Source organism: Janthinobacterium sp. GW821-FHT03A03, assembly GCF_059421435.1.
This window is the reverse complement of the sequence record NZ_JBWKUZ010000004.1, coordinates 263246-278029: the sequence shown is the minus strand read 5'-3', so window position 1 is coordinate 278029 and position 14784 is coordinate 263246. Positions and strand designations below refer to the sequence as shown.

The window sequence follows — 14784 nt, the reverse complement described above, 5'->3', positions numbered from 1 at the left end:
TAAAATATGACAGATAGACCCATGAAAAAAATCAAAAAAGCAGTCTTTCCCGTCGCCGGCCTGGGCAGTCGTTTCTTGCCCGCCACCAAGGCGCAACCGAAGGAAATGCTGCCCATCGTCGACAAGCCATTGATCCAGTACGCGGTGGAAGAGGCCGTGGCGGCGGGGATCACGGAAATGATCTTCATCACGGGCCGCAACAAGCGCGCTATCGAGGACCATTTCGACACGGCCTATGAGCTGGAAACGGAACTGGAGGCGGCCGGCAAGCGCCAGTTGCTGGAAATGGTGCAGAACGTCATCCCCAAGCACATCAATTGCATCTACATCCGCCAGTCCGCACCGCTGGGCCTGGGCCACGCCGTGCTGTGCGCCCGCCCCGTGATCGGCGACGAGCCGTTCGCCGTGCTGCTGGCCGACGACTTCATGGATGTGGAAGAGGGCGCGCGTCCCGTGCTGGCGCAGATGACCGACGTCTTCCAGTACGAGAATTGCTCGCTGCTGGCGGTGCAGGACGTGCCGCGCGCGGAAACCAAGCAATACGGCATCGTCAGCGCCCAGCATTATCAGCCTGACCTGGAGCTGGTCTCGGCCATCGTGGAAAAACCGGCGCCGGAAATGGCGCCGTCGACCCTGGCCGTGGTGGGCCGCTATGTGCTGAGCAGCCGTATCTTTGCGCATCTGGAAAACCTGGGCACGGGCGCCGGCGGCGAAATCCAGTTGACGGACGGCATCGCCGCCCTGATGCGCGAAGAGCGCGTGCTGGCCTACCGCTACAAGGGACAGCGCTACGACTGCGGCTCCAAGCTCGGTTACCTGAAGGCGACGACGGCGATGGGCATGAAGCATCCGGAAACGGGCGCTGCCTTTCGTGATTATCTGCAACAACTGCAATCTGTGCTGGACGCAAAATGACCGTACGCGACATTCTCAAGATGGGCGATCCGCGCCTGCTGCGCATGGCCGAACCCGTGCGCGAGTTCGACACGCCCGAATTGCACGCGCTGATCGCCGACATGTTCGACACCATGCACGCCGCCAACGGCGCGGGCCTGGCGGCGCCGCAGATCGGCGTCAACCTGCAGCTGGTGATCTATGGCTTCAAGCAGAATCTGCGCTATCCCGACGCGCCGCAAGTGCCGGAAACCGTGCTGATCAATCCTGTGCTGACGCCCTTGTCGGAACGCAAGGAAGAGGGCTTTGAAGGCTGCCTGTCCGTGCCGGGCCTGCGCGGCAGCGTGCCGCGCTGGAGCGAGCTGCACTATGAAGGCGTGGACCAGTTCGGCCAGTCCATCAGCCGCGACTGCGACGGTTTCCATGCGCGCGTGGTGCAGCATGAGGTGGACCATTTGCACGGCATCCTGTATCCGATGCGTATTGTTGATTTTACGCAATTCGGCTATACGGACGTCATGTTTCCTGATTTGGATCCAAGCGACGACGATTAATTGCTGCTTCACCTGGGGGCTGACCCGGCGGGTCAGAGTCCAAATGTTGCTGGCGGTAGCAGTGAATGAGTAGAAAAATGGCCGCGCAGCATCAGCTGGGCGGCCATTTTTTATGCCTGAAGCAAATCTGCAAAACTAACGCACCTTGCGGCTGCTGCCCAGGTTGTCGAGCAAGTTTTTCAATTCTTCGCGCATCGTGTCCGTCAGGTTCAGGAAGCGGCAGCCGATCTGTACCTGTTCACCGAGCAGGAAGGAGCGGAAGGTGCGCGACAAACGGATTTCCAGGTCGGCGATCATGACCTTGTCCGGCCCCAGCTCCAGCCGCACGCGCGACAGCTTGCGGCCCACGTACAGGCCTACCGTGTCGCGCGGGTGGGCACGCATGCCGATGCCGCCGGCGGAGAAATCATACAGCTGCAATTCGTACGGACGGCCTTCGAGCACGAAGGCAGCCAGGTAGTACACGCCCAGCGGCGTTTCCAGGCGCGTCGATTCGCGCCGCTCCAGCACCAGGCAATGGCTGGGGAAGTTCGTCAGGTAGACGTTGGGCCGCTCGGGATAGGCTTGCCATTCGCCGTTGATGGTGAATTGCAGCTTGGCGCTTTGTACCCAGGACACGAAGGTGGCGCCGCCTTCGGGCAAGGTGGCGCCTTCATTGAGTTCCAGCACGAATTGCGGCAAGTCGTCGTCGACGGACAGGATGCGCGCCATGATGACGTCGTCTCCGTCGGTGGGATAGATGGAAATGGCGTCGCCGTTATCAGCCAGGCTGCACAGGGTTTCACCGATATCCCACGGATCGCTCATGTGGTGCGGCTTGGTGCCGGGCTCCATCGGCTCGGCCACGTCGGCCAGGCTGGGCGCACCTTTGCGCAGGGGATTAGGAATGGGATCGTTCACGACGGCGTATCTCTTGTAATTTCTAATGGGGAATAGTGTATAGGTTCAGGGCAATATTTGCTAAACAAATTACAATAATTGCCTTTACCGCACTATTTTCCTTGCTTGCTGAAAACAGATCCTGGCAAGCTTAAAACTGCTCGTCCGCGCTCAGGTAGCGCCATTGGCCCGTCGGCAGGTCGCCCAGCTTGACCTTGCCGATGCGCACGCGCTTGAGACCCAGCACCTTCAGGCCGACGGCTTCGCACATGCGGCGGATCTGGCGTTTCTTGCCTTCGCGCAAAGTGAAACTCAGCTGGTCCTCATTCTGCCAGCGCACCTTGGCAGGCAGCAAGGGTTTGCCGTCCAGCCACAGACCGTGGTTGAGTTTTTTCAAGTCGCTGTCGGGCAGGGTGCCGCCCTTGGTGTAGCTGACGCGCACCAGGTATTCCTTGTCGATATCGGTATCGTGGCCGATCAGCTGCTTGGCCACGCGCCCATCCTGCGTCAGGACCAGCAAGCCGACGGAATCGATGTCCAGGCGGCCGGCGGCCACCAGGCTGCGCAGCTGGGTCGGGTGGAACTGTTCCGGGCTGCGGTCTTCCGCCCAGCGGTTTTCCGCCTTGATCAGGGCCACGGCGGGCGTGTAGCCGTCTTCGGCCTGGCCGCTGACGTAGCCGACGGGCTTGTTGATGAGCACGGTAACGCGCTTCGATTGTTCGGCCGCCGCCTGGCGTTCCACGGTGACTTTCTGGCTGGGGTAGACCTTGCTGCCCAGCTCAGACACCACTTTGCCATCTACGCGGACCCAGCCGCGCGCGATCCATTCGTCGGCTTCGCGGCGCGAGCACAGGCCCAGTTCGGACATGCGTTTGGACAAGCGTAATAATTCTTCGGTCATGGTCTGTGTTTCACTAAATCAATAAGGGGAGGCGCTGCGCGGAATGGTCATACCTTCAGCGCATCGAGTAAATCGGTTTCCAGCAAGATCTGGTTGCGGGCGTTGTTGAGCGAGGGGCCGTCGACGAGGAAGACGTCTTCGACCCGTTCGCCCAGGGTCATGATTTTGGCCGTGTGCAGGTTGATGCGGTACTTGGTCAGCACGTTGGCGATCGAGTACAGCAAGCCCGTGCGGTCGTTGGCGGCCACCGACAGCAGGTAATACTGGCCCTTTTCATCGGGCCGCAAGTCGACGGTCGGCTGGAAGGGGAAGGTGCGCGACAGGCGCGACAGCCGGCCCTTGCCTGGCGGCGGCAGCGGCGCTTGCGACTGCAGCAGCTCGCCCAGCTCATGCTCGATCAGGCTGATGATGTCGCGGTAGCTCTTGGCGAAGTTCTGTTCCGTGACGAGGAAGGTGTCGAGCGCATAGCCATTTTTCGTCGTATGGATCTTCGCGTCGAGGATGCTGAAGTTCTTGCGGTCGAAATAGCTGCAGATGCGCGCGAACAGGTCCGGCTGGTCGGGGATGTAGACGGCCACCTGCAAGCCTTCGCCGATGGGCGCCAGCCGGCATTTTACCACCGGCAACTTGCTGTCGAGCTTGTCGTACAGCGAGCGCGTCTGCCAGGCGATGTCGGAGGCGTCGTGGCGCAGGAAATACGCCACGTCCAGCTGCTGCCACAGCTTTAAATGGGCGTCCGGCGGCAGCCCGTACAGGCGCAGGGTGGCCAGCGCTTCCTGCTGGCGGTTCTTCAGTTCGCGGTCGGCCGTGTGCGGCTCGCCGCCCAGCACGCGCAGGGTGATCTTGTACAGGTCTTCCAGCAGCTTGCCCTTCCAGGCGTTCCACACTTTCGGGCTGGTGCCGCGGATGTCGGCCACTGTCAGCAGGTACAGCCCCGTCAGGTGGCGCTCGTCCTTGACCACTTTCGCAAAGGCGGCGATAACGTCCGGGTCGGACAGGTCCTGCTTTTGCGCCACTTGCGACATGGTCAGGTGATTTTCCACCAAGAAAGCCACGAGTTCCGTGTCTTCGCCGGACAGGCCGTGGTCCTGGCAGAACTGGGTGGCGTCGGCCACGCCCAGCTTCGAGTGGTCGCCGCCGCGGCCCTTGGCGATGTCGTGGAACAGGGCGGCCACGTACAGCAGCCACGATTGCGAGAAATCGGCCATCAACTGGCTGCAGAACGGGTATTCGTGCGCATGTTCGCTCATGGTGAAGCGGCGCATGTTGCGCACCACCATCAGAATATGCTGGTCGACCGTGTACACGTGGAACAGGTCGTGCTGCATCTGTCCCACGATGCGGCGGAAATTCGGCAGGTAGCGCCCGAGGATGCTCATCTCGTTCATGCGCCGCAGCGCGTGGATGATGCCCACGGGCGCCTGCATGATGCGCAGGAAGAGGGTGCGGTTGACGGGGTCCTGGCGGAAGGCCGCGTCGATCTTGAAGCGCTCGTGCCACAGGGCCCGCGTGGCGCGCGACGTCATGCCCTTCAGGGCCGGGCGCTCCGTCATCAGGACAAAAATTTCCAGCATGGCCGAAGGATATTGCTCAAACGTATCGTCGGTACTGATATCGATCAAGCCATTGACTTCATTGAAGCGCTCGTTGATGGGCACGGCCACATCGTCTTGCGGAAACAGCCGCGCCTCGATGTTTTGCAGCAAAATCGTGTTGAGCTGGGTTACGGTCTTGGCGGCCCAGTAATAGCGTTGCATGAGGAATTCGCTGGCGCGGCGCATGTGCGGTCCGCTGCCCGTCGCTTGCAAGCCCAGCGATTCGGCGATGGCCGTCTGCACGTCGAACACGAGGCGGTCTTCGCGCCGCCCTGCGTGCAGGTGCAGGCGCACGCGGATATCCTTGAATGCGCGCTCCTTTTCCATCAGCTGGCGCGCTTCCGTCAGGGTGATCAGGCCGCCCGTGGCCAGGGTGCGCCAGGAATTGGCCAGGCCGGCTGCCTTGGCCACCCACAGGATCACCTGCAGGTCGCGCAGGCCGCCCGGGCTTTCCTTGCAGTTCGGCTCCAGGCTGAAGGCCGTGTCTTCATACTTGGCGTGGCGCTGGCGCATCTCCGCCGTTTTTGCCTGGAAAAATGCCTGCGCGTCCATCGCCGCGTCATAGCGTTGCTGCAATTGCGCGAACAGCTCCGCGTTGCCGCAGACAAGGCGCGCTTCGAGCAGGCTCGTCTGCACAGTGATGTCGGCTTTCGATTCCACCATGCATTCGTCGACGGTGCGGATGCTGTGGCCGATTTCCAGGCCCAGGTCCCACAGCAGCTGCACCAGTTCCTCGAGCTTTTCCTGCGTGGCCGCATCGGGCGCCTGCTGCAGCAGGATCAGCAGGTCGACGTCGGAATACGGAAACAGTTCGCCGCGGCCGTAGCCGCCCACGCCCACCAGGGCCGTGCCGGGCGGCAGTCCCGCTTCCTGCCAGGCGCGCGCCAGCACGCCGTCGACGCTGTGGCGCAGGCTGCGCAGCAGTTTTTCAGGCTTGCCGTCGGCGTGGAAGGCGGCGATGACGACCTGGCGGTCGGCTTTCAGTTGCTGCTTCAGCTGTTCCCGAACTTGCTTTTTCATCTGGGCCCTGGGTGGCGTTGCGTGTAATTAAAGAATCAAGCCTTGTTCAGGATCAAGGCCGGTGGCGGCGGCATGCCGGGCGACACGGTCAGCACTTCATAGCCCGTTTCCGTCACCAGCACCGTGTGTTCCCACTGCGCCGACAGGCTGCGGTCCTTGGTCTTGATGGTCCAGCCGTCATTCATTTCGCGGATTTCGCGGCGGCCCGCGTTGATCATCGGTTCCACGGTAAAGATCATGCCCGCTTCCAGTCGCTCCAGGGTGCCAGGTTTGCCATAATGCAACACTTGTGGTTCTTCATGGAAGACCTTGCCGATGCCGTGGCCGCAGAATTCGCGCACCACGCTGTAGCCGGCTTTTTCCGCATGTTGCTGGATCGCATGGCCGATGTCGCCCAGGTGGGCGCCCGGCTTGATCTGGTCGATTCCCAGCCACATGCATTCATAGGTGATTTCCGACAGGCGCTTGGCCAGGATGGTCGGCGTGCCGACGAGGAACATGCGGCTGTTGTCGCCGTGGTAGCCATCCTTGATGACGGTGATGTCGAGGTTGACGGAATCGCCGCTTTTCAGGACCTTGTCGCCCGGAATGCCGTGGCAGATGACGTCGTTGACGGAGGTGCAGATGGCCTTGGGGTAAGGCGTGTAGCCCGGCGGGCAATAGTTCAGCGGCGCAGGGATGGTGCCCTGCACGTTGACCATGTATTCGTGGCACAGGCGGTCCAGTTCGCCCGTCGTGACGCCCGCCTTGACGAAGGGCGTGATGTAGTCGAGCACTTCAGCGCCGAGCTTGCCGGCTACGCGCATGCCTTCGATGTCGGCGGCGGAATTGATACGGATGGTGGACATGATGTAATTCGCAATCTGCAAGATATTCAAGTGAAAAGCACAGACGAATCTCAGCGTATGAGGAAAAGTCTGCAAATATGCCGAAATTATAAACGAGGCGCCCTGTATCCGCCGCCTCCATCCTGGGGCAGGCCGGCGATTTCTGCGGCAAACCACTTAATGGGCACGGCTTGCACCAGCGTGGTGCAATGCCGGCTTGCCCCATGCGCGCGATTTGTGCTGCGGACTTGATGCAATGGGCATTTCAGTGTAGAATCCCGGGTTGCTTGAATTCTCTTTTAAGCAATGTAGTAAAACAGTGTCTTTAATTTATATAAACACGCGAATCCGGTCGACAAGGGTGCCTGTATGGTGACTGATCGGATTCCAGACCCAACCCTGGAGTTAATAATGTCCGTAACAATGCGCGAAATGCTGGAAGCCGGTGTCCACTTTGGTCACCAAACCCGTTTTTGGAATCCAAAAATGGCACCGTTCATCTTCGGCCATCGCAACAAGATCCACATCATCAACCTGGAAAAAACCATGGCGATGTACCAGGACGCAATGAAGCACGTGCGTCAACTGGCTGCAAACCGTGGCACCATCCTGATGGTTGGCACCAAGCGCCAAGCTCGCGAAATCATCGCTGCTGAAGCACAGCGCGCTGGCGTGCCTTTCGTTGATCAACGTTGGTTGGGCGGCATGCTGACCAACTTCAAGACGATCAAAACCTCGATCAAGCGCCTGAAGGACATGGAAGCGATGGTCGAAGACGGTTCGATCGAGAAGCTGTCGAAAAAAGAAGCGCTGATGTTCTCCCGCGAAATGATCAAGCTGCAAAAATCGATCGGCGGCATCAAGGACATGGGCGGCGTTCCTGACGCAATCTTCGTTGTGGACGTCGGCTACCACAAGGGCGCGATCACCGAAGCGGCCAAGCTGGGTATCCCGGTCATCGGCGTTGTCGATACCAACCACTCCCCAGAAGGCGTGAACTTCGTGATCCCAGGTAACGATGACTCCTCGAAAGCCATCATGTTGTACGCTCGCGGTGTTGCTGATGCAATCATCGAAGGCCGTGCAGCTGCCGGTAACGAAGTTGTTGAAATGGTTAAAGCAGCCGCTGGCGACGAATTCGTCGAAGTTAACGAACAGGCTTAATGGCCAGGCTGTCGCAGGATAGCCGTTTGTAAGCACAGCAGTAAGGGAAAAGGGGTGGCAGCAGCTCCCCCTTTTTTTTAACAAAAAAACGATAGTGACCGCTGGCGAGGCATGCATGCCCGGCCGCGACTATCGACTCACCGAATCAGGAGAAACACATGGCAGCGATTACAGCAGCGATGGTAGGCGAATTGCGCGGCAAAACCGACGCACCAATGATGGAATGCAAAAAAGCACTGACCGAAGCCGATGGCGACATGGCGCGTGCGGAAGAGATCCTGCGCGTCAAACTGGGCGGCAAGGCATCGAAAGCATCGGCACGCATCACCGCTGAAGGCGTCGTGGCAACCTACATCGCCAACGGCGTAGGCGCCCTGGTCGAAGTGAACTCGGAAACCGACTTCGTTGCAAAAAACGACGATTTCCTGGCACTGGCCAACAACGCTGCCCGTCTGGTAGCGGAACACAACCCGGCTGACGTAGCTGCCCTGCTGGCCCTGCCACTCGACGGCAAGACCCTGGAAGACGTGCGCGCTGCCCTGATCGGCAAAATCGGCGAAAACATGACCATCCGCCGCTTCCAGCGTTTCGAAACCAGCGCCAAGCTGGCTTCGTACCTGCACGGCTCGCGCATTGGCGTGATCGTCGAATTCGACGGCGCCGATGAGCAAGTAGGCAAGGACGTGGCCATGCACATCGCTGCCATGAAGCCAGTGTCGCTGTCGTCGGAACAAGTTCCAGCGGAACTGATCGAAAAAGAGCGTTCGGTTGCACAACTGAAAGCTGAAGAAGACGCTGCCAAAGCGGCCGCCGAAGGCAAGCCAGCCCAATCGCCGGAAATCCTGGCCAAGCGCCTGGAAGGTTCCGTACAGAAATACCTGAAGGAAGTGTCCCTGCTGAACCAGGCTTTCGTGAAAAACGACAAGCTGTCGGTTGAGCAAATGCTGAAGGCGGCTAACACCAGCGTCAAAGGTTTCGCCATGTACGTAGTAGGCGAGGGCATTGAGAAGAAGCAAGACGACTTCGCAGCAGAAGTTGCAGCACAGATGGCTGCCTCCCAGGGAGCGTAAGTAAAGCGGGCCGAGAGGCCCGTTTTTTTGGCCCGCCCGCACCTGTCGTGCCGGGCGGCGGCATGGGCAGCTTCCTCCCGCCTATCCGGCGCTGCAAGGCGCTGCGCCATGTCATACTCGAATAACCTCATTTATGGAGCCCCAGCTCATGTCAAAACCAGCCTACAAGCGCGTCCTCCTCAAGTTGTCCGGCGAAGCCCTGATGGGTGATGATCCCTACGGCATCAACCGCGCCACGATCGAGCGCATGGTGGCCGATGTGGCCGAGGTGGCAAAGTTGGGTGTGGAACTGGCAATCGTGATTGGCGGCGGCAATATCTTCCGCGGCGTTGCGCCTGGCGCGCAAGGCATGGACCGTGCCACCGCCGACTACATGGGCATGCTTGCCACCGTGATGAACGCCCTGGCCCTGGCCGATGCCATGCGCCATGTCGGCATCACCGCGCGCGTCATGTCGGCCATCGGCATCGAGCAAGTGGTCGAGCCTTACGTCCGTCCGAAAGCCCTGCAATACCTGGAAGAAGGTAAAGTGGTGGTTTTCGCCGCCGGTACCGGCAATCCATTCTTCACCACCGACACGGCAGCCGCCCTGCGCGGTTCCGAGATCAGCGCCGAGATCGTCCTGAAGGCCACCAAGGTCGACGGCGTCTACACGGCCGATCCGAAGAAGGATCCGAACGCCACCCTGTTCCACACGATTACCTTCGACGACGCCATCGCCAAGCACCTGCAAGTGATGGACGCCACCGCATTCGCCCTGTGCCGCGACCAGAAACTGCCAATTAAAGTGTTTTCGATCACCAAGCCCGGCGCGCTGATGCGTGTGATTCTCGGTGAAGACGAAGGTACTTTGGTTCACGTCTAAATTAGTATTAGTAGTAATTTCAAGATTCATTAACATTAACAACGCCTGACAAAACCGTCGCGAGCGGAAGGAAGAGGTGGCCGAGACGCGCAACCGTACCGAAGTACGGTGAGCATCGCAAGCCGCCTGTGCCGACGCGCAGCAGGTTTTGGCAGGCGCTACCACAGGAGAGCAGCATGTCCTTAGCTGACGTTAAAAAGAATGCCCAGGAACGCATGGCGAAGTCGCTGGAAACACTGAAGGCCGATCTGGCCAAGGTGCGTACCGGCCGTGCCCATACGGGTATCCTGGACCACGTGATGGTCGAGTACTACGGTTCGCCGACGGCGCTGACCCAGGTGGCCAACGTGACCCTGATCGACGCGCGCACCATCGGCGTGCAGCCGTACGAAAAGAAGATGGCCAGCACCATCGAGAAAGCCATCCGCGACGCCGACCTGGGTCTGAACCCGTCGGCACAGGGCGACCTGATCCGCGTACCGACGCCGCCGCTGACGGAAGAGCGTCGCAAGGAAATGGTCAAGCTGGTCAAGAGCGAAGCGGAAGACGCGAAGATTGCTGTGCGTAACATTCGCCGCGATGCGAACGAGTCGCTGAAAAAACTGGTCAAGGAAAAAGCCTGTTCCGAGGACGACGAGCGCCGCTCGTCGGAAGAAGTGCAGAAGCTGACGGACAAGTTTATCGCCGACATCGACAAGATGGTGGTCGACAAAGAAAAAGAAGTGCTGACGGTCTAGTTTTCTGCCCCCTTGACGCTGCCCGGAAAAGCATGGCTTTTCCGGGCAGCGCTATTTGGCGCATAATAGTTATCTTTTATTTTTGGCATTAGTGTTTTCATGATCTATTCGAGTTCGACAACGGCAGTACCCGAGGTGGGCACGGTGCCGCGCCATGTGGCAATCATTATGGATGGCAATGGCCGCTGGGCAACCAAACGTTTCCTGCCCCGCGTGGCCGGCCACGTCAAGGGCGCCGACGCCGTGCGCGGTGTCGTCGAGACGTGTCTCGAACGCGGTGTCGAGTACCTGACCCTGTTTGCCTTCAGCTCGGAAAACTGGCGCCGCCCCGAAGAAGAGGTGTCGATGCTGATGCGCCTGTTCGTCACCATGCTGGAACGCGAAGTGGCCAAGATGCACGCCAATGACATCCGCCTGAAGGTGGTGGGCGATTTGTCGCGCTTTAATGAACAGTTGCAAACCCTGATCGCCGATGCCGAACGCAAGACGGCAGGCAATACGCGCCTGACGGTGACCATCTGCGCCAACTATGGCGGCCGCTGGGACATCATGCAGGCTGTCAATAAAATGAGCGCCGAGGCTGCCGCCAACGGCCAGCCTGCCGGCCATGCTTACACCGAAGAGCAACTGGCGCCCCACCTGGCCATGGCCTACGCGCCCGAGCCCGACCTGTTCATCCGCACGGGCGGCGAGCAGCGCATTTCCAATTTCCTGTTGTGGCAACTGGCGTACACTGAGCTGTTTTTCACCGAGACTTTCTGGCCCGACTTCAATGTCGACAGCCTCGACGCGGCAATCGCGTCTTACCAGCAGCGCGAACGGCGTTTTGGCCGTACCAGCGCGCAATTAACTGAAAAGACAAACTGATGCTGAAAACACGGATAATCACCGCCCTGGTCTTGTTGGCGGTCTTGCTGCCGGTTCTGTATCTGAATTATTTTCCCGCTTTCGCCGTGATCGTCACGGCGTTCTTCGGCGCCGCCGTCTGGGAAAGCTTCCGTATCTTCAAAAATCGCCAGGCGCTGCTGATCGCTGCCGTCTGGACCGCCGCCTTCGCGTATACTTTTTTTGTCGGCAATGGCATGGCGCAGCTCAATTTCTGGTTCGCCCTGTGCGTGGCCATCTGGCTGATCCGCTTCGTGCCGTCGCTGGCGACGGGCTTGCCACCGACGGAAGGCCTGGGCAATACCTTGCTCAGCCTGGTGTACCCGGTGACCATCGTCGGCTGCTTCGTCGCCATCATTGCCCTGTTCCTGCATAGCCCCCTGTATCTGCTGTCCGTGATGGCCCTGGTCTGGATCGCCGACATCGGCGCCTATTTCTCGGGCAAGGCCTTCGGCAAGCGCAAGCTGGCGCCAAGTATTTCCCCAGGTAAATCCTGGGAGGGCGCCATCGGCGGCGGCATCGCCGTACTGGTCATTGCCGCCATCACCATCGTGGCCGCGCCATCGCTGCCGGTGCTGCAGGATACCTTTGCCGTGCAGCTGCAATTGCGCCGCGGGTCGCTGGTGACCTTGCTGGTGTTGCTGGTGCTCGTCGCCGCCAGCATCGTGGGCGACCTGTTCGAATCCCAATTGAAGCGCCGCGCGGGCATCAAGGACAGCAGCAAGCTGCTGCCCGGCCACGGTGGCGTACTCGACCGTATCGATGCGTTGATCCCGGTCCTGCCATTTGCCGCCCTCGTGGCCAGTTGGCTTTAAGGAAACTTCCATGCAATACATCACCATCCTTGGCGCCACCGGCTCGATCGGCGTGTCTACGCTGGACGTGCTCGCGCGTCATCCTGAACAGTACAGCGTGTATGCGCTGAGCGCCCACAGCCGCGTGGCCGAACTGGCCGCCCAGTGCCTGCAATTTCGGCCACAGCGCGCCGTCGTCGCCACGGCCGCCGCCGCCCTTGAGCTGACGCGCTTGCTGCGCGGGCTGGGCGTGTCCACCGAAGTCGCGTATGGCGTGGAGGCCCTGTGCGCCATCGCCAGCGCCCCGCAAGTGACAGGCGTGATGGCGGCCATCGTCGGCGCGGCCGGCCTGGCGCCCACCCTGGCGGCGGCGCGCGCCGGCAAGAAAGTGCTGCTGGCCAATAAAGAGGCGCTGGTCATGTCCGGCCAGCTGTTCATGGACGCCGTGCACGACAATGGCGCCGTGCTGCTGCCGATCGACAGCGAGCACAATGCCATCTTCCAGTGCCTGCCGCATGGCTATGGCCGCGCACCTGGCGCCGCCGGCGTGGCGAAGGTCGTGCTGACGGCTTCCGGCGGTCCCTTCCTTACGCGCGACGTCGAAACGCTCGACCAGGTGACGCCGGACCAGGCATGCAAGCATCCGACCTGGGCCATGGGGCGCAAGATTTCCGTCGATTCGGCCACGATGATGAACAAGGGGCTGGAAGTGATCGAGGCGCACTGGCTGTTCGGCGCCCCGGCCGAGCAGATCGAGGTGCTGATCCACCCGCAAAGCGTGATCCATTCGATGGTGTCTTACATCGACGGTTCCGTGCTGGCCCAACTGGGCAATCCGGACATGCGCACGCCGATCGCGCATGCGCTGGCGTACCCTCAGCGTATCGCCTCCGGCGTGGCGCAGCTTGACCTGGCGCAAGTGGCCACCTTGCAGTTCGAACGTCCCGATTTCCGCCGTTTCCCCTGCCTGGCGCTGGCGTTTGACGCCTTGCGCGCGGGCGGCACGGCACCGGCCCTGCTGAACGCGGCCAATGAGGTGGCCGTGCAGGCGTTTCTTGACGCGCAGATCGGCTTCCGCCAGATCGATCAGGTCATCGCCCGCGTGATCGAGGCGGTGCCGCACGGCGCCGCCTCCAGCATCGAAGCGGTGATGGAGCAGGACCGCCTGGCCCGTGTGGCGGCACAGACGTACATCGCCGGCAGGCTGGCCGCATGACGCTCATTACCACCTTGCTGGCGTTTATCGTCGCGCTCGGGTCGCTGATCACCCTGCACGAGCTGGGCCACTATCTGGTGGCGCGCTGGTGCGGCGTGAAGGTGCTGCGTTTCTCCATCGGCATGGGCAAAGTGGTGTATTCGCGCAAGTTTGGCAAGGATCAAACGGAATGGGCGATTTCCGCGCTGCCGCTGGGCGGCTATGTAAGCATGCTCGACAGCCGCGCCCAGGACCTCAGTGACTTGCCGGAAAGCGAATTGCGCCGTGAATTCACGCGCCAGAGCGTGTGGCGCCGCATCGCCATCGTAGCCGCTGGCCCGCTGGCCAATTTCCTCGTCGCCATCGTGCTGTATGCGGGCCTGTTCATGTACGGCATCGAAGAGCCGTCCAGCAAGCTCGGTCCCGTTGCCGAACAGACCGCTGCCTATATGGCCGGCCTGCGCAGCGGCGACACCGTCGATGCCGTGAACGGCAAGCCCGTGGCCAGCTGGTCCGAGCTGCGCTGGCAACTGATCCAGGCCGCGCTCGACAAGCAGCCGGCCCGCATCGATGTGCGCCGCCCCGACCGCGGCGCGCAACAGGCCAGCTTGCCGACGGATAGCCTGACGGAAACGGACCTGGAAGGCGATGTGCTGGGCAAGCTGGGCCTGACCCTGGCCCGTTCCGCGCCCACCATGATGGAAATCCTGCCCGGTGGCGCCGCCGCGCGCGCCGGCCTGCAGAAGAACGACCAGATCCTGGCCATCGACGGCAAGTCCATGCACGACGTGGGCGCCATCATCGATACCCTGAGCCGGGCGCCGGGCCAGACCTTGCAGTTGCAACTGTTGCGTAATGGGCAAGGCCTGACCCTGTCCATCACGCCGGACGCCGTCCAGGCCAGCAGTGCACCGGGAGCTGTAACAGTTGGTAAGATCCAGGCAAAGCTGGGGCAGGTGCCGGATATGATCGTTGTGGCGTCCGGACCGTTTTCCGCTGTCGGCAAGGCTGCAGTCAAGGTCTGGGACACCAGTGCCATGAGCCTGAAAATGCTGGGTAAAATGATCACCGGCCAGGTTTCGCTGAAGAATGTGACGGGACCCATTACCATCGCCGACTACGCGGGCCAGACGGCGCGCATCGGCCTGGTAAGCTACCTGAGCTTCATCGCCTTCATCAGTATCAGTCTGGGCGTGATGAATTTGCTACCCATTCCTGTTCTGGATGGCGGGCATTTGCTGTATTATTCGCTGGAAGTTTTGACCGGACGCCCCGTGCCGGAACGCGTAGGCGAGGTTGCCCAGCGCCTGGGGATCGGTCTGTTGCTGACCTTGATGGTGCTTGCCGTCTTTAATGACGTATTGCGGCTGATCAATTAAGGCGATGGTTGATGCCTTTGAGTGA

At 60.8% G+C, this 14784-nt stretch carries 14 protein-coding genes; 10 read left to right on the top strand and 4 right to left on the bottom strand.

Annotated elements, in window-relative coordinates; translation table 11 throughout:
* The first annotated feature begins 21 nt into the window (after positions 1–21).
* Complete coding sequence (gene galU, locus AC07VI_RS12110; protein ID WP_086145241.1) at positions 22–915, top strand: UTP--glucose-1-phosphate uridylyltransferase GalU; 894 nt, start codon at positions 22–24, stop codon at positions 913–915.
* A complete protein-coding gene (def, locus tag AC07VI_RS12105; RefSeq protein ID WP_086145240.1) occupies positions 912–1448 on the top strand; it encodes a peptide deformylase in 537 nt (178 codons plus the stop codon). Before galU ends, def begins: the two co-directional genes overlap by 4 nt.
* A 135-nt stretch (positions 1449–1583) precedes the next feature.
* On the opposite strand, the gene AC07VI_RS12100 is transcribed toward def, so the two are convergent.
* From AC07VI_RS12100 to map, 4 genes are all read right to left on the bottom strand, one after another.
* Positions 1584–2348, bottom strand: coding sequence for a flagellar brake protein (locus AC07VI_RS12100; RefSeq protein ID WP_086145239.1), 765 nt, complete (start codon positions 2346–2348; stop codon positions 1584–1586).
* 130 nt (positions 2349–2478) lie between these two features.
* Positions 2479–3228: a pseudouridine synthase gene (locus AC07VI_RS12095; protein WP_086145238.1), complete on the bottom strand. Its 750-nt coding sequence runs from the start codon at positions 3226–3228 to the stop codon at positions 2479–2481.
* A 47-nt stretch (positions 3229–3275) separates the two neighbouring features.
* Positions 3276–5843, bottom strand: coding sequence for a [protein-PII] uridylyltransferase (locus tag AC07VI_RS12090; RefSeq protein WP_086145237.1), 2568 nt, complete (start codon positions 5841–5843; stop codon positions 3276–3278).
* 35 nt (positions 5844–5878) lie between these two features.
* Positions 5879–6691 (bottom strand): type I methionyl aminopeptidase, encoded by an 813-nt coding sequence (gene map, locus AC07VI_RS12085; RefSeq protein ID WP_086145262.1) that lies wholly within the window; start codon positions 6689–6691, stop codon positions 5879–5881.
* A 390-nt stretch (positions 6692–7081) separates the two neighbouring features.
* Between map and rpsB the strand changes: the two genes are divergently transcribed.
* The 8 genes from rpsB to rseP all read left to right on the top strand — a co-directional run bounded on the left by rpsB (position 7082) and on the right by rseP (position 14759).
* Positions 7082–7834 carry a 30S ribosomal protein S2 gene (gene rpsB / locus AC07VI_RS12080; protein ID WP_086145236.1) on the top strand — a complete coding sequence of 251 codons (753 nt, stop codon included), beginning with the start codon at positions 7082–7084 and terminating at the stop codon, positions 7832–7834.
* 158 nt (positions 7835–7992) lie between these two features.
* A complete protein-coding gene (gene tsf, locus AC07VI_RS12075) occupies positions 7993–8904 on the top strand; it encodes a translation elongation factor Ts (RefSeq protein ID WP_086145235.1) in 912 nt (303 codons plus the stop codon).
* 148 nt (positions 8905–9052) lie between these two features.
* On the top strand, positions 9053–9769 hold the full coding sequence (gene pyrH, locus AC07VI_RS12070; RefSeq protein ID WP_076569768.1) for a UMP kinase: 717 nt from the start codon (positions 9053–9055) through the stop codon (positions 9767–9769).
* Between the two features lie 176 nt (positions 9770–9945).
* Positions 9946–10506: a ribosome recycling factor gene (frr, locus tag AC07VI_RS12065; protein ID WP_076569771.1), complete on the top strand. Its 561-nt coding sequence runs from the start codon at positions 9946–9948 to the stop codon at positions 10504–10506.
* Between the two features lie 99 nt (positions 10507–10605).
* Positions 10606–11373, top strand: coding sequence for a polyprenyl diphosphate synthase (gene uppS / locus AC07VI_RS12060; RefSeq protein ID WP_099420456.1), 768 nt, complete (start codon positions 10606–10608; stop codon positions 11371–11373).
* On the top strand, positions 11373–12206 hold the full coding sequence (locus AC07VI_RS12055; protein ID WP_086145233.1) for a phosphatidate cytidylyltransferase: 834 nt from the start codon (positions 11373–11375) through the stop codon (positions 12204–12206). Before uppS ends, AC07VI_RS12055 begins: the two co-directional genes overlap by 1 nt.
* Before the next feature lie 10 nt (positions 12207–12216).
* Positions 12217–13401: a 1-deoxy-D-xylulose-5-phosphate reductoisomerase gene (ispC, locus tag AC07VI_RS12050; protein WP_492993746.1), complete on the top strand. Its 1185-nt coding sequence runs from the start codon at positions 12217–12219 to the stop codon at positions 13399–13401.
* Entirely contained in the window at positions 13398–14759 is a 1362-nt protein-coding gene (rseP, locus tag AC07VI_RS12045; protein ID WP_492993748.1) for an RIP metalloprotease RseP, read from the top strand. Before ispC ends, rseP begins: the two co-directional genes overlap by 4 nt.
* Positions 14760–14784 lie beyond the last annotated feature (25 nt).

Excerpts from the sequence above, each read along its gene's own strand:
- AC07VI_RS12055 (WP_086145233.1), top strand. The coding sequence starts at position 11,373 with ATGCTGAAAACACGGATAATCACCGCCCTGGTCTTGTTGGCGGTCTTG.
- AC07VI_RS12090 (WP_086145237.1), bottom strand. The coding sequence starts at position 5,843 with ATGAAAAAGCAAGTTCGGGAACAGCTGAAGCAGCAACTGAAAGCCGAC.
- rpsB (WP_086145236.1), top strand. The coding sequence starts at position 7,082 with ATGTCCGTAACAATGCGCGAAATGCTGGAAGCCGGTGTCCACTTTGGT.
- map (WP_086145262.1), bottom strand. The coding sequence starts at position 6,691 with ATGTCCACCATCCGTATCAATTCCGCCGCCGACATCGAAGGCATGCGC.
- ispC (WP_492993746.1), top strand. The coding sequence starts at position 12,217 with ATGCAATACATCACCATCCTTGGCGCCACCGGCTCGATCGGCGTGTCT.
- def (WP_086145240.1), top strand. The coding sequence starts at position 912 with ATGACCGTACGCGACATTCTCAAGATGGGCGATCCGCGCCTGCTGCGC.
- pyrH (WP_076569768.1), top strand. The coding sequence starts at position 9,053 with ATGTCAAAACCAGCCTACAAGCGCGTCCTCCTCAAGTTGTCCGGCGAA.
- galU (WP_086145241.1), top strand. The coding sequence starts at position 22 with ATGAAAAAAATCAAAAAAGCAGTCTTTCCCGTCGCCGGCCTGGGCAGT.
- tsf (WP_086145235.1), top strand. The coding sequence starts at position 7,993 with ATGGCAGCGATTACAGCAGCGATGGTAGGCGAATTGCGCGGCAAAACC.
- frr (WP_076569771.1), top strand. The coding sequence starts at position 9,946 with ATGTCCTTAGCTGACGTTAAAAAGAATGCCCAGGAACGCATGGCGAAG.
- rseP (WP_492993748.1), top strand. The coding sequence starts at position 13,398 with ATGACGCTCATTACCACCTTGCTGGCGTTTATCGTCGCGCTCGGGTCG.
- uppS (WP_099420456.1), top strand. The coding sequence starts at position 10,606 with ATGATCTATTCGAGTTCGACAACGGCAGTACCCGAGGTGGGCACGGTG.
- AC07VI_RS12095 (WP_086145238.1), bottom strand. The coding sequence starts at position 3,228 with ATGACCGAAGAATTATTACGCTTGTCCAAACGCATGTCCGAACTGGGC.